The sequence below is a fragment of the Vibrio sp. 10N.286.52.C3 genome, from assembly GCF_041468865.1.
GTDB lineage: Bacteria > Pseudomonadota > Gammaproteobacteria > Enterobacterales > Vibrionaceae > Vibrio > Vibrio crassostreae_C.
The window spans coordinates 68,069-91,089 of sequence record NZ_JBFRJM010000075.1; the positions used below are offsets into that span (position 1 = coordinate 68,069).

Here is a 23,021-nt window from a genome sequence, read left to right on the forward strand (position 1 = left end):
GATGAAAATTTTAGTTTGTGCATCTTACTTACATGCATGGAATAGCTTACGCCCTGAAGCCGCGATCTTTATAGAGCTCGCGCGTCAAGGTCACCAAGTCACTATCATGACCCAAGGTGAGTCTGAGCATGTATCAAAGCTAGAAGAGCATGGTATCCGAGTAGTTGATGGCTATCCGAAACGTAAAATTTGTTTTGACACCATTAAAAAGATTCGCCACGAGCTGAAAACTCATGATTACGACATCTGCTATGCTTTTAACTCAAAGACGATACCTAATGCGGCGTTTGCGTGTATTGGTTTCAACGTTAAATTAGTCGTTTATCGAGGCACTACTGGAGGTTTATATCGACATGATCCAAGTGCTTATCTAACACAGCTACATCCTCGAGTAGATGGCATAGTTTGTGTTTCTGAAGCGGTTCGACAAGATGTGGTGAAGCGTGTTTGGAAGAACAAAGATAACGTTGTTACCATATACAAAGGGCATGAATTGGATTGGTATAAAGTACCACCAACCGAGCGTTCTGAGTTTGGTTTGAATGAAGATGATGTCGTCGCGATTACTGCAGCGCACGTAAGGCCAAGTAAGGGCATCTCTGTCTTACTTGAGTCGACCAAATACATTACTGCACCGAACTTCCATTTGATCTTAGCGGGCAGCGGCTATGAGACTCATTTTGATGAGATGAAAGCGAGCCCTATGAGTGAGCGAATTCACTACATCGGCCATCGTACTGACATCCCTTCAATTATGTGTATGGCAGATTTTCAAGTTCAGCCATCGATCAGCGGAGAAGGGCTACCACGCACGATTGTCGAAGCGATGGCAAATGGCACAACTTCAGTAGTGACAACTACCGGTGGCGCTCCTGAACTCGTTGTAGATGGCGAGACTGGTTATATTGTCCCGACGGGTGACGCCAAGGCGTTAGGTGAGGCTATGGACAAGCTCGCACAAGATAAGGCAAAGTGCACAACAATGAGTGAAGCGGCTAAGAAGCGCCTAGATGAAAGCTTTAGTTCACGAGTGACAGTGAAGAAGCATTTGGAGTTTTTTGAGAAGTTGCTAAAGCAGTAATATAAAGTGAAGAGGGCTGTTTAGCCCTTTTTGTTCATAAAAAACTCGGCAAGCTCAAAATCTAATTGTTGGTCAATATCAAAAGAAACTCGATTTTCCATCACGTAGGCAAAGGATTTTTCCGTGTATTTAATTTCACCATACTCCATAAGCTTTCGAGCATCGAAGATATAAATAGCCCCATTGAATCGGTAAAAATCACCGCAATCTTGAGAGCGCTTTAATGCTTCAGGGCGAATAAAGTCTCCCATTGTGCCATCTTCTGGAAGCGTGTTAGCCCAAAGTGGTGGGTGTTCACATGGTGTAACGGAAACTACGGAGAAAGCCTGTTTTTCAATGAACAGATCCAATGCTTCATCGATATGTTGAGCCGTTCGCAATGGAGATGTTGGTTGAAGCAGTACAATTATATCTACGTCACGTCCAAATTTTTCTAACGTATAAGTTAGAACACTCTCTGTCGTTGCTGTATCCGATGCTAAGTGGTCTGGTCTTAGCTCTGGAACATCGACACCAAATAGGGAGGAGGCATCCGCTATCTCCTGATCATCTGTGCTAACGAATACTTGATCAACATACTTACTCTTTTTGGCTGCATCAATTGACCACCCAATTAATGGTTTTCCAGCTAAAGGCAGCACGTTCTTTCTTGGTAGTCGTTTGCTGCCACCGCGGGCAGGGATAATCGCCAATACTCTTTTAGTGTAAATCATTAGAACATCTCTAAGCTATGGATATCAGCCTGCGCTCGATTGAAATCGTCCATGCGGCCAATATCTAACCAATACTCGTGGATTGGAAACATCAACACATTGTTGCGTTCATTCATATGTTGCTCTAACAACGTAGGCATATCTATACGGTGATTTTTTGGCACAGAATCAATAACTTGAGGTGAAACTACATAAATACCAGCATTCACGAAAAAACGTTGTATTGGTTTTTCGACCATACTCGTTATTTTGTTTCCTTCTCCATTTATTACACCGTAAGGGATTTGATAGTCGTATTCACGGACACACATTGTTGCATCAGCGTTATTGTCTATATGAAATTCTAACAAGCGTTGAAAATCTACCTTTGTTAGAACATCTCCATTAATCATAATGAGAGGTAGGTCTTTAGGTAGGTCATCAGGTAATAAGCCTAATGCGCCACCTGTTCCTAGCGGTTCACTCTCATGGATATAGGTGATGTTAATGCCTAAATCACTACCATCGCCAAAGTGGTTTTGAATTTGTTCAGGCATATAATGCGTAGAGATATAAAAGTTAACGAAACCCGCTTTAGTAAAGCTTCGTATCACAGTTTCAAGAATTGGTTTATCTCCGATCTTTAGCATCGGTTTGGGGCAATTGTCTGTAAGAGGCTTCAAACGGGTGCCAAAGCCTCCTGCCATAATAAAGACTGGGTTTTGATAACTTGGTTTGTTTACTAGAGCGCGGTGAAGAGTTTCGAGGCCAACTAATTTCCCGTCATCAACGATAGGAATGAACAAGATATCGAGCTTATTCATTTCCTCAATTAGGTGATCTCTTGAATTTAGTGATGTTGCTGTTACTGGTGACGAGTTCATTACATCAGATACAGGAGTGTTAAGGCCCTTGCCCGATAACAGCCCTCGACGAATATCCCCATCTGTGACTACACCTAACAAGGTGTGCAAGCCATCAACGACCAATGCTCCACGGAGTGCTTCTGAATCTATAATTTGTAACGCATCTTTAAGTGTTGCTGACGGTGACAAGATGGCTTTTTTCCAACTATTAATCATTTCCAACCCACTTAGTTTCCTGATTTAGTTTAGCGAAAGTAATTGTGTGCGAGTCAACGTCTTTAACAATGGTGCTGCCCGCCCCTACAATACAGCCTTTACCCAACTCAATACCCTGAATTACTGTCGACCCAGCTCCAACATATACATTGTCATGGGTTTTAACGTGTCCACAAAGTGTTGCTCGAGGAGCAATATGATTGTGCTGACCAATAATACAATCATGCTCAACGAGAGCTGCTGTATTAATGATGCTATGGGCTCCTATCTCAACACCTGCCTGCACTACGGCTTGAGTTAGAATTTGAGAGCCTTCAGCTAGAGAAACAAAACTTGATACATGAGCTGTTGGCGCAATAACAGTCTCAAATCGATAACCCAACTGGCTAAAATAGATTCCAACTTTCTCTCGTAATGAAGACTTAGGCATCATGCCAATACCATTTACCAACAGAACATCACTTGGTGAGTACTCCGTTATATCAGCGTCTTCTAAGAGTTGAGTAAGTCCCACGAAAACATCACGTTGAGTTATGTCATCTGGGCTAATAACTGCAATAATTTCTCGTCCTTTCTCCAACAAAATATCGGTTAACACGCTAGCATGCCCACCGCCACCAATCATTACAATGGGAAGTTCAAGGTTACTCAACGATTAGATCCCCTGCTCGATATGGCTTACTTGCTGTTTTTCCCAAAAGCTCCCACAACTTATAAGGAGACATACCTGAGCCTGGGCGCTTTATCACTAAATTTTCCATGTTAAAGGTTTCCCCAACAGAGATTGGTTTTGCTGCGACTAAGCTTTTACGAGCTACTGCCTTGTTTTTAACCTCAGAAACAGTGGGGCTCTTAACACTAGTACCAAGCGCGACTTCAACCTGGCGAATAGCATCGATCATAGCTTTGAGTTCATCTGGTTCCAAAGAAGCTTTGTGGTCTGGCCCTTCCATGGTTTTATCAAGGGTAAAATGTTTTTCGATTAATACTGCCCCACGCGCTACAGCAGCGATTGGAATAGTTATTCCCTCACTGTGATCTGAATAGCCTGACGCTAAATCAAATGCTAGGCCTAGTGTGTCCATTGCTTTCAGATTAATTTCTTCCATTGGCGCTGGATATTCAGTTGTACAATGTAAGATAGTCACTTTTTCTTTAAGCAACCTCTGACCTTCATTCGAGGCATAAGCTTGTTGGAAAGCCAGAATACTGGGTTGTTTGTCATCGTCAGTAAGATAACCGAATGCTATAACCCCAAGTACTGACTCAACTTCTGCCAATGTAGCCATACCTGTAGAAACAATAAGATCACAACCAGTACGTGCATGCTCTAAAACAAGAGGCGCGTTGGTGATCTCACCTGAGGGGATCTTTAATCGCTTGAGACCGAGTTCGTTCACCAAAAAATCTAAGCTTTCAGAATCAAAAGCAGTAGAGAGGAATTCAATCCCAAGTTTATTGCAGTGGGCAACCAATTGATGGTGTACTTCATACGATAATTCTAGGCGACTTAGCATCGCCAACTGAGATTCTTGCTTTTGTGTGTTCGCTGCTTGATAGTCAGCTTGCTTTGCCGACTCTGTGACCAAGTTCTTCGCTTTAAAGGTTTGAAACTTAACAATGTCAGCACCTGCTTGATAAGCAGCTTCCACTAATTCAAAGGCGAGCTTATCATTCCCATTATGGTTAACACCTGCTTCAGCAATTATTAATGTCATAGAGTCTCTTTTTGTATTTGTTCTCGGTCTATAAAGGAATTATACATTATCTAGTGTGAGGTCATGGAACGCTTTGCTACGTTCAAAACGCAAGGATTTAAGCATTTCTATAACCTGAGCACTCGTGTCACCTTGCCCATAAGGATTGATGATCGTTTCACCATCTAGCTTGTAATTTCGCTTCACAGCATCACTAATTGCCTCTGTGATAGACGCCAAACTGGGTTCGCAATTCAGCACACTTTTGGCCGCTAGTCGCCCTTTTTGTCTTGAACCAATATTGACCGTTGGAACATCAAAAGCTGGAACTTCAATAATACCACTCGACGAGTTTCCAATGACTGCAGCAGCGTGCTTGACTGAACTTAAATAGCGTATTTGCCCGAGAGAGGGGATTGCCAGCACGCGGCTTAGTTGTTTCGCGGCATAAGCCTCTAACATCGGAATGATTCGACGCCCGCCATCATCCGCATTGGGATAAGTCAGTATAATTTGGTGATTCGGGTATTCATCTAGTGCGTCTAACAGAGCTTGAAAGCTATCCTCTGGGGATTCATCTCCGAGAGTGACAGGATGGTAGGTGACTACAAAATAAGGACCTGTAAGATCAAAGTTCAGTGATTCACTCAACTCTGAAATCGTCATAAAAGAGCCTCTATTCAAGTGATCTAAGCCAATCGCACCAACGTTTTTTACTCGCTCTGGCGATTCACCTAATTGAATGACTCGATTTCGATATTCGTCTGTTGATGTGCCATGCAGGTAGCTCAATTTGGTAATAGCATGACGGATCGCATCATCGTAAGCGCCTTCGGTTATTTCCCCACCATGCAAATGTATAATTGGAATACGGAGTATCATGGCAGTTTGCGCTGCAGCTAGAGCTTCAAAACGATCTCCAAGAATGACAAGGACATCGGGTGCTAATCGTGACAATGCATCAGCAAAACCTAGAACGCCCAAACCCATACTTTTTGCCGTTCCAACCGGCGAGTCAGAAGACAGCAAAATCTCTATTTTCTCGTCGATCTGGAAGCCATCTTTTTCTATTTGCTTATAAGTATCACCAAATTCTGGAGATAGGTGCATACCAGAAACGAGCAACTGTAATGTTAGATCTGGGTCGCTTTGTATGTCTTTTAAAAGCCAAAAGAGCAGACCATACTCCGCTCTGGTACCAGTAAAGACCGCGACTTTTTTATGTGTCTGCATCATGTATTAAACCTACTTAGCTTTTAATTTCCACCGGTGTACTTGGAAGGTTAATTAGGTGCGCTTCGATAAATTCAGAGTAAGTAAGATCACCGCGCATTGCATTTTCAAACATTGGTAACCTGTGCATGAGCTGCCAAATTGGGCGAGTCATCACACCTGCACTGTTTGTGCCCGCAAGGATCTCTTCTCTACTTTTTTTATCTGGGCAAATAATGGCATTTAACCAGTAATTCGACTCGGCATAATCTGGCTCAGTAACAAACTGAAAATCAGTCCCACTGAAAAGATTTTCGTAGCATTTTGCCAGTTGTCTTTTTTGCTTTAAGTACTGCTCAATAACTTCCATCTGTGCGCAACCCAATGCCGCGTTTAGATTAGGCATACGGTAGTTAAAGCCCGGTTCATCATGGAAAAACTCGTAGGGGTGAGGCACTTTCGCTGTCGTCGTGACATGCTTGGTTCGCGCTCCTAGCTCCTCGGTTTTACATAAGACCATACCGCCACCACCAGTTGTGATGATTTTATTGCCGTTGAAGCTGACCGCACTCACGTCACCCATTGTCCCTGTGTGCTTACCCTTATAAAAAGAACCTAGGCTTTCTGCAGCATCTTCGACTAAAACAAGGTTCCATTTGAGGCAAACTGCAACCAGCTCATCGAGCTCCACAGGGTGACCAAAGGTATGCATAGGGACAACCGCTTTAATTCGTTTGCCTGTCTGTCTATGAATGCAACCCGCTTCGGTTATTTCGGCATGCTCACTTAAGAATGCATCCACCGCTTTAGGGCAAAGGCCCAAACTTACTGGAGAAACATCCACAAAAATCGGCTCGGCGCCCATGTGATACAGTGCATTACAAGTCGCAACGAATGTCAGGGCTTGTGTTATAACGAGGTCGCCTCGTTGAACATCAGCCATGTATAAAGCCGCATGCAATGCCGCAGTACCATTGACGGTTGCTACTGCTTTAGCTGTACCAGTATACGCTTCAATCTTTCGCTCAAAATCATCAACAAACTTGCCAACGCTAGAAACAAAGGTACTGTCAATCGTTTCCATGACGTAGGCTTTTTCGTTGCCATTAAACGTTGGTGCGTGCAGCGGAATGAATTCGTCCGTTTTGTAGGTATCTCTAACAAATTCAACAATAGATGTCGCTTTCATTACTTACTCCGCTTACATCTTGCTATCGAGGTATTTACCGGTTTCTTTGTGCCCAAAATCAGGAATCATTGTAAAAAAGAGTTTTACAATTTGTTCCTTGGTCCAAGCTCGCTCGTCTTTCATCTCTGAAATACTGTTTTCAAACAAAGAAAGTAGCTCTTGCTCATAAAGAGGGTCGTTTTTAATAATGCCTAGATTTGTAAATCGAGACATATCCAATTCTTCTTTATCCGTGAAAAACTCTTCAAAATCTTTCTCGCCCGTTGTATCACTCGCAGTAAACAAACATGGCCATTTTCCTTGTTCAGGAAGTGTATGAGCTAATTGACGAGCTTCTTCTTCTGTTTCACAAAGATAAGGTTCATAGCCAAGTTGTTCTAAGTATTTCACTGCAATATCAGCAAACGAAATCAGATGAAGAGCTTCGCTCAACTTAGGGAAGAAAATGTCACGATTCTCACCAAAAATGCATGACATTAGACAAAGTTCACCTGACTCTTGAGGTGTCACGAAGTAACGCTTGATATCGTTTGGAGCGACGATAGGCTGGCGTTTTTGAATACGTTGGTTGAATCCATGCAACAATGAACCGTCCGAAAATGCAACATTGGCAAAACGGGCTGTTGAGATCGCCATCTGTTCACTTTTTCGCATTAGGAACATTTCCATAATACGTTTAGAAGCGCCCATCATATTGACCGGGTTTGCCGCTTTATCTGTCGATACACAGAAGTATTTCTTCGCGCCAGCATCAATAGATTGTTGAATGGTTTTATCTGTATTAAAGACGTTTACATCGATCATTCGCATCAATGTATAAGGATCTTTCTCGCTTCTAACATGCTTAAGTGCGGATAAGTTCAATACATAATCAAACTTGCCATCTGCTTTGATGAACGCGTCATATTCTAGGGAGCCAATATCTAAGGCAAATGTTTGGAAGTCACCATCGATGTAACCAAATGAGCTACGAATATCTCGAACCAGCTCTACCATGTTGTTTTCACTAATATCAACAACATGCAGCTTTTTAGGGTTGCGTTTGAAAATTTCTTTGGTTACCGCTTGGCCGATGGAGCCAGCGCCACCTAAAACAAGAAAACTAGATTCTGATATTATGTCTGCTAGTTCATTTTGATGCTGTTTTATATCAGAATTGAACAGCATCTCCGTACGACCGATTAGTGATAAGGCGTTAGTCATAGAGTTACTCTTTATGTTGAACTGAATTGGACAATCAATTTAGGTGATTATATTAAAATTATAATTCAATTTTTTGTAAAACTTGCTTAATTCTGATATCTAAATCTTCACGATTTTGTTCAAAACTTGCGATGCTTTTGACTGCGTCAGCCATCTCTTCTTGTTTCAATATCTGAAAAACGTCACAGTACTCTTCCAATCCCATACCAACCGATGAAAACAACGACACAATCCCCATCTTCTTATTAGACAACATCAGGAATAGCTCAACCGGAAGCTTAGGTGGTAATTGTTCAACGCCCTCAAAGAATTTGTTGTAATCGTCTTTTGGCTCTGAAGGGTGGAGCTTTAACACAACATTATAGCCTGCATTGGTTGCCTGTTTATAAATGTCTTGATAAACCTTTTTAACAAAGTTTATATCTTTAAATCGTAGAGTGTTCTCTTTGGATGTCGGTTGAGTGGCTATAATTACAGTGCCTTTCTCATGATTATAACTATCGATTTGGAATAGCTTTGAAAGTATCTCAATTGCATATCCTGACCTTGAAAGATTAAGTTTTTTTACCTTATCTTTTACGATTGAAGGTGATTTCTCTGGCGAAAGAAGGTGAATTCCTAGGCACTCTTTTTTCTCTCCCATTACCATTGATTCGGAAGGGTAGCTCTTAATTCTTCTAATTGTTTTCTTTAGTGGGTCATGGATAGGGATTTCTATGTAGTTCCTCATTCCATCTTCAATCATTTTATAGTTTGGAACCAATAGCCTAAATAATCGAGACATCCTATTATCGTCATTGAAAACAAACAGCTCATAACACCCTATATTTGGGAGTATGTTTTCTTCGTAACTATTAATATAATCAACTAAAGTTTTTTTTAAAAAATCAGGAATGCGAAGTCCGAGCATAGATGACTTCATTATAAACTTCCCTATAAGACCTTTTTTCTTTATTTTCGATGTTAACTTGTCTCTACTAGCTAATATTACTTTAATGTTATCAGGTTGGTTTGATGTGTTTATAACATCTAAAGGGATATTCTGATAGTCATTGAATAATACAATGGTAGCTTTTCTATCTGATTTAACAGCGTGAAAAACACTTAGCATCACATGTCTTACCGTAGAGCAAATATAAAGATTTGAAATTTCATCTGCCATCATTCACCTCGATAAGGCATGTGTAAAATTGTATGTGTAAGAGCACTTTAGCAACGAGAAGTTCATTATTTTTTGCTACCAATTTTGAATTTTATATTATGTAAATGACGTTGAAGAGCTTCATTTAAATTAAACCACTCACGTTTACATTTTTTTAATAGACTTCTATTAGCTGTTTTTTTTGCGTAGCCTATTTCAGAGTCAAACTTAGGGTCATTAGTGACACAAGGTTCTTTAGTTCCATAGCATTCAACTTCATTCGCCCAAAATCGATCCATATATATGTCGACAGCCATGTACCACTCTTTAGAGTGTAGTAACAGTTTATTCGCTCCTTGAGGTGTAAGATAATAAGCAGTTGTACTCATATGCCCTTTTGTGAATTTGTGGATGTTGGTCGAAGAACATTTTAGTATAGAATAAGAACTGAACTCTCGACGTTTATTATTAAATAACCGAATACATTCGATAGATTCAGGTAGTTCAGGAATATCTTTTAAAAAATTTAAAAATGTCTTTTTAAATAACAAAGCATCGTCTTCAATAATAATTATTGGCTGATTTAGCTCTATACATTTTTCCCAGAGTAAAAAGTGACTTGCGTAACAGCCTAATTGACCAGCGTTAAGCGTTTTTGCTCTATATGTTTGGCTTAATTCATCATTATAACGTTTCAGTAATGGATGAGGAGGTGATGTTCTGCCGTCCACGGCAGAAAACAGCTCAAAAGGAAGAGATAGTTCGCCTAGTTGACGGCTAATATTTTCTTTTCTTTCTGTGGAAGATTCTAAGTTGATCACAAAGATTTTAGTCATTGGAAACTCTCTTACATCTTAAGCAGATAGGGACTAGAAATAATAGATATAGCATTAGTGGTTGAGGGTGATTAAAAGGAACATCGGTTAATCCAGCCACGAAAAATAAGCTAACCAAACCAATTTTTAGATACTTATCAGTTGAGTTTAGATGCTTCAATGTCATTAATGGGTAGATTAGAAACCCCAGTGTGAGTATTAGACCGATAATACCAGATTTAACCATCTTATTAATGAATTGATTATGGTAATGATGTGAAGCAAGTCGATAAGTAGTCTTAGATATTTCTTTTTTTTCCCGCCTTTCTTTTAATAACAGTGGCGTCTCACTCCCATAACCGAGTATTGGTCTTTTTTCAATTAATTGAGGAGCTAGTTGCCATAGTTGCAATCTTTGACCAATAGAAGTTTTATAATTGCCCGATTGAATTTTTTGTATCTCATAGACAGTTCGTTCATATCTTTCTGTGATTCTTTCTTTAAATAAGTAAGAACCAAAAGAAAATGACAATGTAGTGATGAAAAGTATAGAGATTAATTGTTTTTTTGTTGGAGCCTTTTGTACACATTTGATGAGGCAAATAATAAAAAGACTTATTGTTAAGGCTAACCAAATTCCTCTAGTTTCGCTGGAAATTATAGGAGGTAAAGATAGTAAGAATGCTATTGAAAGCATCGCTTTTTCTTTTGTTTTTGAGGCTTCGATTAACAAAGAAAATGCCACTACGGATAGAAGAGCACATGCTGTTGCGTATGGTATGGGATTTATATAGCCAGCATCGCGAGATACTCCCATGTAAAAATTAAAATAGATGCTATTGATACATACAACAAAACTACCGATCAAAACTACCCATTGAATTACTTTTTGAGTAAGCATTTGATATGGGAAAGCTATAAGAAAAAGAGTAACGCCAATCAGTGACCTCAGTTCTCTAGAGCTTGCTCCATGATAATAGTAACTAAATACTGTATATATACATGAAATGCCAATTAACCACACAAACGGGCTCTGTATGTTATTTAATATAGTTTCTTTTTTAAATACTAATATACTGACGATGATACTAATCAAAAATAGTGGGATCATTTTCTTATCACCACTATCTAAAACTAACATACCTGTAACAGCAAAAAAGTAAGGTAATAGTAAGAGTGCTGTATAAATCTGCTTTCTGTTAATAATATTCATACTGTTGAATTTAATGCTAACTACTATAAGGATTTATATTGCTATCAGGACGAGTCTTAAGCAGCCTTAAGATCCACATATATTGCTCTGGGTTTTTGCTCACGTAATTTTCAATACATTGGTTCATCATACGTGCGTCCTCTTCTTCGCTTCCTGTTGGGAAGGGTAGAGCAGGGTAGAAGTCCAAGGCGTATTGGCCTGTACTGCTATCGTATTGAGCAAACAAGGGCACAATTTTAGCTTTACTTAGTTTTGATAGGCGACCAAGGCCTGAAATAGTTGCTTTTTGAGTCGCGAAAAAGTCAACGAAGACACTGTGCTCACGGCCAAGATCTTCATCAGGGAGGTAGTAACCCAGGTACCCATCACGTACCGACTTGATGAAAGGTTTGATACCACCGCTGCGATCATAAACACGACCGCCGTATTGCACGCGTTGTCGGTGCATTAGCCAGTCACTGAGTTTGTTTTTTTGTGCTTTCGCCATCGCAGATACAGGTAAATTGCGTGAAGCTAATAATACCGCTGGGATATCGATAGCCCATGTGTGTGGCACTAGCAAGATCACATTCTCGCCACTGTCTGTAATATCGGTTAGATTGCTCAGGCCGTTTATCGAAGTATTATTCTCTAGCCAAGTTTTACTCTTGAGTGTCAGTGAAGCAAATCCCATCAAAAATGAGATGGAAGTAACGTATGACTGATAGAGAGTTTCTTCGCGCTCTTCGATAGATTGCTCAGGGAAACACATCTCAAGATTCACTCGAGCCCGGCGGTTAGCCTTATTCTTAATTTTTACAGCTTGCTTAGCCATAAACTTAGCTAATGCTAAACGAATGCTATTAGGTAAGAAGCAGACTAAAGACGATAACAAAACAGCAATCCAAGTTCCCCAGTATTTAGGTGCTAGAAAACCCCATTCAAACTCAGGATTGTAAGCTTTTGGATCAAAATCATTGCGTTGTGTGGTCATTCATTCACTACATTATTTAAATCAGAGAGTTAACTTAATATCGGTCACTCTGGGAATGATTATATTCGTTAGACATTCCCAATAATACACGCTAAAAGTAGGGTGTATTATTGGTCCTAATCTGAAATATACCGTTAAGCGTTTACGATCTTCATGTACTCAGCAACGCCATCGGCTACTGCTTTAAACTCGATATCGCAACCTGTACCGCGAAGCTTCGTTAGGTCTGCTTGAGTGAATTCTTGGTAAGCACCTTTTAAATGCTCAGGGAAAGGAATCGTTTCGATTTCGCCTTTACCATGGTGCTTGATAACTGCCTTGGCGACTTCTTCAAACGACTCAGCATTGCCAGTACCTAGATTAAAGAGGCCAGATACCCCATTTTCTAAGAACCACAAGTTTACAGCCGCAACATCACCTACATACACAAAATCACGCTTAAAGGTTTCGCTACCTGCGAACAATTTCGGGTTTTCACCGGAATTCATTTGGTTGTTTAGGTGGAAAGCGACAGAGGCCATGCTGCCTTTGTGTTGCTCGCGTGGACCATAAACATTGAAGTAACGAAACCCTACGATTTGCGAAAGCTTTTCGTTGTGTGCTGCTGCATCCGCGGTTAAGCGGCGAACGTAGTTATCAAATTGTTGTTTTGAATAGCCGTAGACATTCAATGCACCTTCGTACTCTCGTTCTTCAATGAAAGTGTCGGTTTCACCGTAAGTTGCAGCTGAAGAGGCATACAAGAAAGGAATTTCACGTTCAACACAGTAATGAAGTAGCTCTTTTGAGTATTCATAGTTGTTGAGCATCATGTATTTGCCATCCCACTCAGTGGTAGCAGAGCATGCTCCTTCATGGAAAACAGCTTCAATATGACCAAAATCATCACCGGCCATGACTTGAGTTAGGAAGTCATCACGATCCATGTAATCCGTGATGTCTAGGTCTACAAGGTTCTTAAATTTCTTACCATCTTTTAAGTTGTCGACGACTAGAATATCGTTGTGGCCCGCTTCATTAAGCGCCTTAACAATATTGCTGCCAATCATGCCAGCACCACCCGTTACGATAATCATAATTTTCTAACTCTTTTGAATACAAAACTGTCACGAGTATAGCAAGGAATGGATAAAGCGGGCTAGTGGAATAATTCCCCAACCAGAGTATGATACGGCAAGCTAAGTTATAAATTATGTTGAGTTAATTACTCAAAACTATAGGTATTATCATGAAGATTGCAGTAGCCGGTACAGGGTATGTGGGTCTATCAAACGCTATGCTTTTGGCACAACATCATGAAGTCATTGCGGTAGATATCATCGATGAAAAAGTGGCAATGCTAAACAATAAGCAGTCACCGATTGTAGACAATGAGATTGAGCACTTTCTATCAAATAAGACGCTGAACTTCATGGCAACAACGGATAAAGCCGCTTACAAAAATGCTGAATTTGTCATCATTGCTACACCTACCGATTATGACCCTAAAAACAATTATTTTGATACCAGCTCTGTAGAATCTGTCATCAAAGACGTCATGGAGATCAATCCTGATGCGGTGATGGTTATTAAATCAACGGTGCCGGTTGGCTATACCGAGCGTATTAAGCAAGAGCTGAACTGCGAAAACGTCATGTTCTCACCGGAGTTTTTGCGTGAAGGCAAGGCCCTGTACGATAATCTACACCCATCACGTATTATCGTTGGTGAATGTTCTGAACGCGCTAAAGTGTTTGCGAATCTTCTTGTGGAAGGTGCGGAAAAAGAAAACATCGACGTACTGTTTACTCACTCAACGGAAGCAGAAGCAGTAAAGTTATTCTCAAATACTTATCTAGCGATGCGAGTTTCTTATTTCAATGAGCTTGATTCTTACGCGGAAGCGCATGGCTTGGATTCTCGTCAGATCATAGAAGGTGTTGGCTTAGACCCTCGTATCGGCAATCATTACAACAACCCTTCATTTGGTTACGGTGGTTACTGCTTACCAAAAGACACCAAGCAACTATTAGCAAACTATCAAGATGTACCAAACAACATTGTGGGTGCGATTGTTGATGCAAACCGTACCCGAAAAGACTTCATTGCGGATTCAATTATTAAGCGCTCGCCTAAAATTGTCGGTATTTATCGTTTGATCATGAAGGCGGGCTCTGACAATTTCCGTGCTTCTTCCATCCAAGGGATCATGAAGCGTTTAAAAGCCAAAGGCATCGAAGTCGTCGTGTTTGAACCGGTATTGAAAGAAGAGCACTTCTTTAACTCGAAAGTCTATTCTGATCTTGCTGAGTTCAAAGCGGTGTCCGATGTGATTGTTTCTAATCGAATGGTAGAAGAGATCGCAGACGTTGCAGATAAGGTGTACACACGAGATCTGTTTGGCAGTGATTGATTCGGCTCTATTTTAGCTAATGCTAATTAGACCAGATGTTAACAGCTCGATCTATCCGTTTAGTGGCGATATACTGAACCCCTAAACGGATAGGGATACTAATAACTAATGAAAACACGTGACAAGATTGTTTACGCTGCTCTAGAGCTTTTTAATGAGCACGGTGAGCGTAGTATTACGACCAATCATATTGCTGAGCATATCGAGATTAGCCCTGGTAACCTCTACTACCATTTCCGCAACAAGCAAGAAATTGTCCGTGACATCTTTACTCTCTATTCGACAGAGTTACTTGAAAGGTTCACACCGATTCAAGGCCAACAAGAAAGCCTGACGTTACTAAAGACTTACTTAGATTCTATCTTCACGTTGATGTGGAAGTACCGATTCTTCTATGCGAACTTACCTGAAATATTGTCACGTGATGAAAAACTCCACCTTGATTACATGGCCGTACAAGAAAAGCTGCAAACGAATCTTGTCGATATCATGCGAGCCTTCGTTGAGTTGAACCTGCTCAAAGCAACGGATACGGAAATGAAATCGATGGTGACGTCTCTTCACTTGATTGCATCAGGTTGGTTGGCGTATCAATCTGCGATGTCTCCAAAAGCTCAAATTACCGAGCAAGTGGTTCATCAAGGAATGCTGCAGATGATCGCGACGGTTAAACCGATTGCGACAGCTCAAGGTTTTGAGCAGCTGACATTATTGGAAGATGGTGTAAGGGCGTTGAACTCTAAATAGAAAGAGACGAGTAAGCGGTATACGGGATTCGAAGAAAGATACTCTCATCCCGTATCTGCTCTTTATCGAACCAACCAGCTCTTTGGATTCTGAGCTTGGCTGTTTCTACGAATTTCAAAGTACAATGATGGGCGTGTTTGGCCGCCAGTGTCACCTGCAAGCGCGATGGCTTCACCCGCTTTAACCTTGTCACCTTCTTTCTTCAGTAGTGCTTGGTTAAAGCCATAGAGCGTCATATCACCTTTACCATGGTCGAGAAGAACCACTAAACCATAGCCTCGCAGATACTCGGAAAATACCACCGTACCTGAGTAAACGGATTTTACCTGCTGACCGTACTTGGCGTTGATCACCATGCCTTTCCAGTTAATTTGCCCCGTTTGACGTGAACCGTAGTTATGTAGAACTTTATCTTTGATCGGCCAAGGTAGCTTACCTTTACGTTTTGCTAGGCCATCCATCGGTACTGCATTACGTCGTTCTCGAGCCGCTTTTTCTGCTTTTGCTATTTCAGCTTTCAGGCGAGTTTCATTTCGCTGAAGTTCAGCCAAGTAATTTTTGTCGCCAGAAATATTCTTCTTAATGCTGCCAACGGTTTTCTTACGTTGTGTTTGAGTCTGAGACAACTTGTCACGCTTTGTGGTTTGCTGTTTTAACAATGTTGCAATTTGTTCTTGCTCGAGTTGACGCTGTTTGTGGCTTTCTTCTAATTCGAGTTGCGTCTGTTCAATCGTTTTAATGGTTGCGGAGCGAGCTTTGGCAAGGTGCTGGTAATAATGACTGATGCGATCTTCTTCTACACCGGTGTTGAGAATGTGAGAAGAAGCCTTAGCTCGACTCGTCATGTAGTAAGTCTGAATGAGCTGCTCTAACTTGTCTGTCTGGACTTTTTTCTGTGCAGTGAGCGCTTTAATCTTTGTGTCTAAATTAGCAATATTAGCATTAGCAGTATTGAGCTGCTTTTTACTGTCTAGAATCGCTTTTTCAAGTGAAGCGATGGACAGCTCCTGCTTCTTGAGGTTTGCCTGTAGGCTATCGAGTTTCTTTTGCTGGGAAGAGAGCGCTTTCTGTTGACGAGAGATTTCGCTTGATACGCCTTTCAGTTCACCTTGAGATGCAGCAAATGATGATGAAGACAAAAGAGCAACACCAAGGCTGGCAGATATCAAAAGAACAGTGCTCATTGATTGAACGGGTTTCATCATTATCGTCATTTTGCTCTTATTAATAATCAGCATCTGCTGCGAGTCTTTTCGCATCTCGGCTATTCGTCGGATCCCGAATCTGCTCTTAAATCCCATCACCATGGATGAAGTTCTGAGAGCGACCGTTAAACCCCTGATCCATGTCTAAAGATGGCTTATCAGTTTTCGGCTTTCCAACAATTTTTGCAGGAACACCAGCGACAGTCGTATGAGGCGGAACGGCTTGAAGAACCACTGAGCAAGAACCAATTTTCGCGCCTTCACCCACTTCAATATTGCCAAGTATTTTAGCGCCGGCACCGATCATTACACCTTCTCGGATTTTAGGGTGACGATCGCCACCTTCTTTACCCGTACCACCTAAAGTCACGTCTTGAAGGATAGATACATCATTTTCAACTACGGCTGTTTCACCAATCACGATACCGGTGGCGTGGTCGAGCATGATCGCTTTACCGATACGAGCGGCTGGGTGAATATCCACTTGGCAAGCAACCGAAATTTGGTTCTGTAGGTAAGTAGCAAGTGCAATACGCCCTTGCTTCCATAGCCAGTTAGCCACTCGGTAACCTTGCAAAGCGTGGTAGCCTTTCAGATAAAGCAGAGGCATCGAGTACATCTCGACCGCAGGATCTCGATTTACCGTCGCACAGATATCACAAGCAGCCGCATCAATAATCGATTGATCTTGCTTGAATGCTTGTTCAACCACCTCACGCACCGCCATTGCGGGCATTGAAGCCGTCTTTAGCTTATTGGCTAGGATATAACTTAATGCAGCGCCTAAGCTTTCGTGGTTGATAATGGTGGCATGGTAAAAACTCGCAAGCATAGGTTCTTGCTCCGACTGCTGTCGAGCTTCCTTCACAATGCATTGCCAAACTTTTTGTTGTTCACAGTGTTTCATTTTACCATCCATCTTATCTATTTTATCCCACGACTGAATACGCGATGTTATCGCTCTGACTTCTTGTCTCGAGCAAGCAGATCTTGTGCCGCTAAGTGGGCATCTTTCCCTTGATACAGCACTTGGTAAATTTGTTCAACAATTGGCATCTCAACGCCCATACGTTCTGATAGTAACCAAACTTCTTTGGTGTTGCGATAACCTTCGACCACTTGGCCAATTTCTTCTTGTGCGGTGTCAACGTCTTTACCTGAACCCAATGCTAAACCGAAGCGACGGTTACGCGATTGGTTGTCGGTACATGTCAGTACTAGGTCGCCAAGTCCCGCCATACCCATAAAGGTCTCTGGTTGTGCGCCAAGTGCTGCACCTAATCGGCACATCTCTGCTAAACCACGGGTAATTAACGCTGTACGCGCATTAGCACCGAAGCCAATACCATCCGACATGCCAGCACCAATCGCGATAACGTTTTTAACCGCACCACCAAGCTGCATACCAATGAAATCTGAGTTTGCGTATACGCGGAATGTTTTGCCACAGTGAATCTTTTCTTGAAGCTCTTCTAAGAAGGTCTCATCTGGTGACGCGACTGAAATTGCTGTCGGCATACCCATCGCAAGTTCTTTGGCGAAAGTAGGGCCAGATAGAACCGCTAGAGAGTAATTGTCACCAAGCACATCGTGCGCGACATCTTTAAGTAGTCGGCCTGTTTCAGGTTCTAGACCTTTCGTTGCCCAGCAGATACGAGAGCTATCAGATAAATGAGGCTTCAGGCTATTTAAGACGATGCCAAACACGTGACTAGGGACAACGACTAGGAGGTCACGACTGGCTGTTACTGCTTTCTCAAGGTCTGATTCGATGATCAGGCTTTCTGGAAAGTCGATATTAGGAAGAAACTCATTATTTGCACGCTCTGAGTCAAGACGTGCCATGTGGATAGGGTCATGTCCCCAAAGAACAACATTTGCACCGTTACGCGCTAGAGAAATAGCTAAAGAGGTTCCGTAAGAACCTGCGCCAATGACTGTCATGGCGATCTCTTTGCCGTAAGCGCTGTCTTTACCGTAAGCGTATGCCGTATTAGTCGGGCGAGTTGTATCTGTCATGCTTCCACCTAAAAATAATGAGGGAAATCGAAGAGTTTTGGAAAAGCTTTCTACTAAATTAGAAGGCTCTCTATCTTAGTACAGTGTAAAGAAAAAATGCACATCGCAGAAGTTACGATGTGCATTTAAAAGTTAACTAACGTTAGAATTAAGTTCTACTTTGAGACTTAAGCCTGTTCGCCTTCAGCCTGCTGAGCTTGGTTCTGTAGGTAGTTCATGAACAAAGCATCGAAGTTTACAGGTGCTAGGTTCAGTTGTGGGAACGTACCTTTAACCACTAGGCTAGAGATTGTTTCACGAGCATATGGGAATAGGATGTTCGGGCAGAATGCACCTAGGCAATGTGCTAGTTGACCAGCCTCCATTTCGCTTGCAGAGAAGATACCACCTTGCTGAACTTCACAAAGGAATGCTGTGTCATCTGCGTTCTTAACGGTAACCGTTAGGCGTAGAATTACTTCATAAACACCTTGGCCTAGTTCACGGCTCTGGGTGTCTAGATCCAGTTTTACATCTGGGTTCCACTCTTTTTGAAACATATCTGGAGAGTTTGGCGCTTCGAAAGATACATCTTTTAGGAAGATGCGTTGGATTGCGAAGTTTTGTTGTGCGTCTTGTTGTGCTGCTTCAGCCATTTTCTTGTCCTTAAAAATTTATAATTAGGTTTTGTTCGTCATATTTGTCGAACAAAACCCGAAAGTTAGTTTATTAGGTCAGCTTACTTTTTACCTTTTACTAAAGGTAGATTAGCTTCGCTCCAAGCCACTAGACCACTTTTCAGCACGCTTACGTTTTCGAAGCCTGCTTTAACCAGTAAGTTAGCGCTTTCTTGGGCGGTTTGACCTGTCTTGCATACTACGATGATTGGGTCTGCTTTACGGCTTTCAAGGCTACCTAAGTTATTTGATTTTATGTCTGACGGCAAAATGTGAAGTGCGTCAGTAATATGGCCCTTTTTGAACTCATCTTTAGTACGAATATCCACCACAACGCCGTTCTCACGGTTAATCAGCTGTGTTGTTTGTGCTGCCGTGATCTCTTTGTAGGCTGCGTTTGATGTTTTAATTACGTTCGCAATGATGGCAACAACCAAGCCGATCCATACGATGGCTAAAATCATATTCTCTTGAACAAATGGAACTAACTCTTGCATGTCTTGAACTCTTATTCGTTATTGGGCGAAAAATTATAGGGTAGGAGTATAGCGAGGTTTTGGGTTTGGTGTACATAGCCATGCTAGTTAAGCACCGTGCTTAACTAAAATTTTGATTATTTTTTTTATTACATAGATAATAACAAGCCAACATTAGATGGTGGTTAGTGCGTAGTGTGGTTTCGCTTTAAATCAAAGGGCGGTAGCGTCTTGCTTTTTTCGATGTAGCACAACAACTAAGGTGATAGTTGGTTGTGTACGCTTTTTAACTCAATGTAAACATTCTACCGCTAATGTACTGTAGATGTCTGAGTGTTGCCTCTTACACGCTGCGTATCTATTCGTGCTATAGGCGTGGCGATAAAGCTGAAGCTTCGCTTGCTTAACTAATAAAAAGATACCATTGAATGTTAATAAATTCATATTCATTTGGTATTAGATAATGAAGAACTAAACGATAACTATAATTGGTTTTTGTTTGTCATATTTATTGTTTACTTAATATTGTATGGTGGATGTCTAAGTGAAAGTTGTTATTACATATGGAACATTTGACCTTTTCCATGTTGGTCATATTCGATTGTTGAAACGCCTTAGGGAATTAGGAGATAAATTGGTTGTTGGTATATCTTCTGATCAGTTCAATGAAGTGAAAGGAAAAAAATCTTTCTTTTCATATGCTGAAAGAGCTGAAATTGTAAGTGCATGCCAATATGTCGATGAGGTGTTTCCTGAGCATAATTGGGATCAAAAGGCTCAGGACTTGAGAAAATACAAAGCAACTGTCTTTGCAATGGGAGATGATTGGACTGGTAAGTTTGACCATTTATCGGGTGTTTGTGAAGTGGTTTACCTTTCTCGAACAGAAGATATCTCCACTACAAAAATAAAGTCAACACTATCATCTTTAAAGAAAAGTGAACTTGATAAGATCGAAAGTTCACTTCATGATGTGATTGAAATTGTAAAAACGATGTCTAATAAATAATGGTGTGGGTGAAATAATGTTAAATAATAAAAGTGTTTTAATAACAGGTGGAACGGGTTCTTTTGGTAAGCAATTTATTAAAACTATCCTTGAGCGATACCAAGATGTCAAAAAAATTATAATTTACTCTCGAGATGAACTAAAGCAATTTGAAATCAAGCAAAAATATCCGGCTAAAGATTTTCCTCAACTGCGTTTCTTTATTGGGGATGTTCGGGATCAAAAACGCATGATCCAAGCTTGCGAAGGTGTAGATGTTATTATCCATGCCGCGGCTATAAAGCAAGTTGATACCGCTGAATATAATCCGACGGAATGCATTCGCACTAACATCGATGGTGCTGAAAATGTTATACAAGCGGCTCTACAATGTGGTGTTCATGATGTAGTTGCTCTATCTACAGATAAAGCTTGTGCTCCTGTAAACTTGTATGGTGCAACGAAGTTAGCCTCTGATAAGTTATTTACAGCAGCTAATAATATTAAAGGTTCAAAAGACATTAAATTCAGTGTTGTCCGCTACGGGAATGTCATGGGGTCAAGAGGCTCGGTTATTCCTTTCTTTTTAGGGAAGAAGAAAGAAGGCGTTTTACCAATTACTCATGAGGAGATGACTCGCTTTAATATTTCATTACAAGATGGCGTTAACATGGTTATGTATGCTATAGAACATCATTTGGGAGGTGAAATATTTATTCCAAAAATTCCTTCTTACAGAGTCCTTGATGTTGCCGAAGCAGTTGCACCTGAATGTGTGACGAAAGTTGTTGGTGTAAGACCGGGTGAAAAGATACATGAAGAAATGATAACTGATGCGGATTCATTGAACACAATCGACTTAGGTAAGTATTACGCGATTCTTCCTTCTGTGTCATTTACTTATACAGAAGCCGAATTTATGGTGCACCATAAAGCTGTAAAAGTACCATTTGGATTTAAATATAATTCAGGAACAAATACGGAATGGGAAACTATTGATGGGTTACGTGATTTAATCGTTGAACATGTAGATCCAACGTTTTCTGTTTAAATTAAGGAACACTTAATGAAAGTTTTTGCTATCATTCCTGCACGAGGTGGAAGTAAACGAATACCCAACAAGAACATTAAACATTTCTTAGGTAAGGAAATTATTGGTTATCCAATAGAAGCGTTACTTAACAGCAAAGTAATAGATAAGGTCTTGGTCTCTACAGACAGCGATGAAATAAAAGGGATATCTGAATCATTCGGTGCATATGTTCCCTTCCTTAGGAGTTCGGCTAACTCTGATGATTATGCTACAACCTATGATGTTATTAAAGAAGTCGCTGAAAAAGTCGACTTAAGTAGTTATGATTATATATTGTGCTTATATCCTACTTCCGTTTTTGTTACTTCTGATTTAATTAGAAATGCAGTGGAGCTTTTATCTTCGAATAGAGAAGCTACAAGTTTAACTACTGTTCTCGAATATAGTCATCCAATTCAAAGAGCATTGAAGTTGGCCAATGGTGAACTGAAGTCGATAGAACCTGAATATTATAATTCTAGAAGCCAAGATTTAGAGGCAACTTATCATGATGCGGGTCAACTCTATTTATTCAATCTTGAAACTGTTCTCAAATCTAAAAAATTGATAACGAACAACTCAATTCCTATGGTTATTCCTCAAAATGAAGCTCAAGATATCGATACTGAGGATGATTGGAAACTTGCGGAGCTTAAGTACAAGGCGTCAGAAAAATCATGAAGTTACTAATTATTGGTGTTAGTGGATTATTAGGTAGCAGTTTAGTCCGCAGACTAGTTGATGGGTATGAGGTCGTAACTGTTACCCGAAACTCAAATGAAAGTGATTTCCAAGTAGATATGTCAGATGAAGATGCTTGCCTTAAATTACTAGAGCATGTAAAACCTGATGTTATAATTAATCTAGCAGCAGTAACAAGTGTTGATTTGTGTGAAGAAAATATTTCTTTAGCGTACCGTGTTAATACAGGTATACCTAAAAATCTGAAGAAATATGAAAAAGGACGTGATGTATTTATAATTCATATATCAACTGATCACTTTTACAATCAAGAAAAATCAGATGAAAGTCAAGTTATTATAATTAATAACTATGCGATGACTAAGTATGCCGGTGAATTGGCTTTGCAGGAAAGTAATGCTGTAATACTTAGAACGAACTTTTTTGGTTATAGCCACAGTGGCATTCAGGGCGCGAGCACACTTTG

Annotated in this window: 24 protein-coding genes; 7 read left to right on the forward strand and 17 right to left on the reverse strand. The window is 40.7% G+C overall.

Going from position 1 to position 23,021, the window contains the following annotated elements:
* Window position 1: 1 nt before the first annotated feature.
* Window positions 2–1,081, forward strand: a complete 1,080-nt coding sequence (locus tag AB4138_RS21825; RefSeq protein ID WP_372307664.1) for a glycosyltransferase family 4 protein — start codon at window positions 2–4, stop codon at window positions 1,079–1,081.
* Window positions 1,082–1,101: 20 nt separating this feature from the next.
* On the opposite strand, the gene AB4138_RS21830 is transcribed toward AB4138_RS21825, so the two are convergent.
* The 12 genes from AB4138_RS21830 to rfaD form a co-directional block, all read right to left on the reverse strand.
* Window positions 1,102–1,794, reverse strand: a complete 693-nt coding sequence (locus AB4138_RS21830) for a cytidylyltransferase domain-containing protein (protein WP_372131231.1) — start codon at window positions 1,792–1,794, stop codon at window positions 1,102–1,104.
* The gene (locus tag AB4138_RS21835) at window positions 1,794–2,855 is read right to left on the reverse strand and encodes a nucleotidyltransferase family protein (RefSeq protein ID WP_372307667.1); all 1,062 of its coding nucleotides are present in this window, start codon (window positions 2,853–2,855) and stop codon (window positions 1,794–1,796) included. Before AB4138_RS21835 ends, AB4138_RS21830 begins: the two co-directional genes overlap by 1 nt.
* Complete coding sequence (locus AB4138_RS21840; protein WP_016788456.1) at window positions 2,848–3,507, reverse strand: acetyltransferase; 660 nt, start codon at window positions 3,505–3,507, stop codon at window positions 2,848–2,850. Before AB4138_RS21840 ends, AB4138_RS21835 begins: the two co-directional genes overlap by 8 nt.
* Complete coding sequence (gene neuB, locus AB4138_RS21845; protein WP_372131227.1) at window positions 3,500–4,573, reverse strand: N-acetylneuraminate synthase; 1,074 nt, start codon at window positions 4,571–4,573, stop codon at window positions 3,500–3,502. Before neuB ends, AB4138_RS21840 begins: the two co-directional genes overlap by 8 nt.
* 39 nt (window positions 4,574–4,612) lie before the next feature.
* Window positions 4,613–5,785: a UDP-N-acetylglucosamine 2-epimerase gene (gene neuC / locus AB4138_RS21850; RefSeq protein ID WP_372307696.1), complete on the reverse strand. Its 1,173-nt coding sequence runs from the start codon at window positions 5,783–5,785 to the stop codon at window positions 4,613–4,615.
* Between the two features lie 16 nt (window positions 5,786–5,801).
* Entirely contained in the window at window positions 5,802–6,953 is a 1,152-nt protein-coding gene (locus AB4138_RS21855; protein WP_372307670.1) for a LegC family aminotransferase, read from the reverse strand.
* 12 nt (window positions 6,954–6,965) lie between these two features.
* Window positions 6,966–8,156 carry a UDP-N-acetylglucosamine 4,6-dehydratase gene (locus tag AB4138_RS21860; protein ID WP_016791487.1) on the reverse strand — a complete coding sequence of 397 codons (1,191 nt, stop codon included), beginning with the start codon at window positions 8,154–8,156 and terminating at the stop codon, window positions 6,966–6,968.
* 58 nt (window positions 8,157–8,214) lie between these two features.
* On the reverse strand, window positions 8,215–9,318 hold the full coding sequence (locus tag AB4138_RS21865; protein ID WP_372307672.1) for a glycosyltransferase family 52: 1,104 nt from the start codon (window positions 9,316–9,318) through the stop codon (window positions 8,215–8,217).
* Window positions 9,319–9,383: 65 nt separating this feature from the next.
* On the reverse strand, window positions 9,384–10,133 hold the full coding sequence (locus AB4138_RS21870; RefSeq protein ID WP_372307675.1) for a glycosyltransferase family 25 protein: 750 nt from the start codon (window positions 10,131–10,133) through the stop codon (window positions 9,384–9,386).
* Entirely contained in the window at window positions 10,126–11,325 is a 1,200-nt protein-coding gene (locus AB4138_RS21875; protein ID WP_372307677.1) for an O-antigen ligase family protein, read from the reverse strand. Before AB4138_RS21875 ends, AB4138_RS21870 begins: the two co-directional genes overlap by 8 nt.
* A 16-nt stretch (window positions 11,326–11,341) precedes the next feature.
* A complete protein-coding gene (gene lpxM, locus AB4138_RS21880) occupies window positions 11,342–12,298 on the reverse strand; it encodes a lauroyl-Kdo(2)-lipid IV(A) myristoyltransferase (RefSeq protein WP_016792603.1) in 957 nt (318 codons plus the stop codon).
* 134 nt (window positions 12,299–12,432) lie between these two features.
* On the reverse strand, window positions 12,433–13,374 hold the full coding sequence (gene rfaD, locus AB4138_RS21885) for an ADP-glyceromanno-heptose 6-epimerase (protein ID WP_017063102.1): 942 nt from the start codon (window positions 13,372–13,374) through the stop codon (window positions 12,433–12,435).
* A gap of 152 nt (window positions 13,375–13,526) precedes the next feature.
* Between rfaD and AB4138_RS21890 the strand changes: the two genes are divergently transcribed.
* Both AB4138_RS21890 and AB4138_RS21895 read left to right on the forward strand, forming a co-directional pair.
* Entirely contained in the window at window positions 13,527–14,690 is a 1,164-nt protein-coding gene (locus AB4138_RS21890) for a nucleotide sugar dehydrogenase (protein WP_017071086.1), read from the forward strand.
* A gap of 108 nt (window positions 14,691–14,798) precedes the next feature.
* On the forward strand, window positions 14,799–15,437 hold the full coding sequence (locus AB4138_RS21895; RefSeq protein WP_017063104.1) for a TetR/AcrR family transcriptional regulator: 639 nt from the start codon (window positions 14,799–14,801) through the stop codon (window positions 15,435–15,437).
* Window positions 15,438–15,499: 62 nt separating this feature from the next.
* On the opposite strand, the gene AB4138_RS21900 is transcribed toward AB4138_RS21895, so the two are convergent.
* The 5 genes from AB4138_RS21900 to AB4138_RS21920 all read right to left on the reverse strand — a co-directional run bounded on the left by AB4138_RS21900 (window position 15,500) and on the right by AB4138_RS21920 (window position 19,814).
* Complete coding sequence (locus AB4138_RS21900; protein WP_265575842.1) at window positions 15,500–16,651, reverse strand: murein hydrolase activator EnvC; 1,152 nt, start codon at window positions 16,649–16,651, stop codon at window positions 15,500–15,502.
* Between the two features lie 76 nt (window positions 16,652–16,727).
* Window positions 16,728–17,549 carry a serine O-acetyltransferase gene (cysE, locus tag AB4138_RS21905; RefSeq protein WP_009847961.1) on the reverse strand — a complete coding sequence of 274 codons (822 nt, stop codon included), beginning with the start codon at window positions 17,547–17,549 and terminating at the stop codon, window positions 16,728–16,730.
* Between the two features lie 47 nt (window positions 17,550–17,596).
* Entirely contained in the window at window positions 17,597–18,661 is a 1,065-nt protein-coding gene (gpsA, locus tag AB4138_RS21910; RefSeq protein WP_372307681.1) for an NAD(P)H-dependent glycerol-3-phosphate dehydrogenase, read from the reverse strand.
* Window positions 18,662–18,828: 167 nt separating this feature from the next.
* Window positions 18,829–19,296, reverse strand: coding sequence for a protein-export chaperone SecB (secB, locus tag AB4138_RS21915; RefSeq protein WP_004741403.1), 468 nt, complete (start codon window positions 19,294–19,296; stop codon window positions 18,829–18,831).
* Window positions 19,297–19,379: 83 nt separating this feature from the next.
* The gene (locus AB4138_RS21920; RefSeq protein WP_004741402.1) at window positions 19,380–19,814 is read right to left on the reverse strand and encodes a rhodanese-like domain-containing protein; all 435 of its coding nucleotides are present in this window, start codon (window positions 19,812–19,814) and stop codon (window positions 19,380–19,382) included.
* A gap of 523 nt (window positions 19,815–20,337) precedes the next feature.
* Here AB4138_RS21920 and AB4138_RS21925 point away from each other — a divergent pair.
* The 4 genes from AB4138_RS21925 to AB4138_RS21940 all read left to right on the forward strand — a co-directional run.
* Window positions 20,338–20,802, forward strand: coding sequence for an adenylyltransferase/cytidyltransferase family protein (locus tag AB4138_RS21925; RefSeq protein WP_372307684.1), 465 nt, complete (start codon window positions 20,338–20,340; stop codon window positions 20,800–20,802).
* Between the two features lie 16 nt (window positions 20,803–20,818).
* Window positions 20,819–21,832 carry a UDP-N-acetylglucosamine 4,6-dehydratase (inverting) gene (pseB, locus tag AB4138_RS21930; RefSeq protein WP_372307687.1) on the forward strand — a complete coding sequence of 338 codons (1,014 nt, stop codon included), beginning with the start codon at window positions 20,819–20,821 and terminating at the stop codon, window positions 21,830–21,832.
* Window positions 21,833–21,847: 15 nt separating this feature from the next.
* Window positions 21,848–22,534: a pseudaminic acid cytidylyltransferase gene (gene pseF, locus AB4138_RS21935; protein WP_372307690.1), complete on the forward strand. Its 687-nt coding sequence runs from the start codon at window positions 21,848–21,850 to the stop codon at window positions 22,532–22,534.
* Window positions 22,531–23,021, forward strand: a 491-nt coding sequence (locus AB4138_RS21940) for an NAD(P)-dependent oxidoreductase (protein WP_372307693.1), incomplete at its 3' end; no start/stop codon positions are given. The genes pseF and AB4138_RS21940, both read left to right, overlap by 4 nt.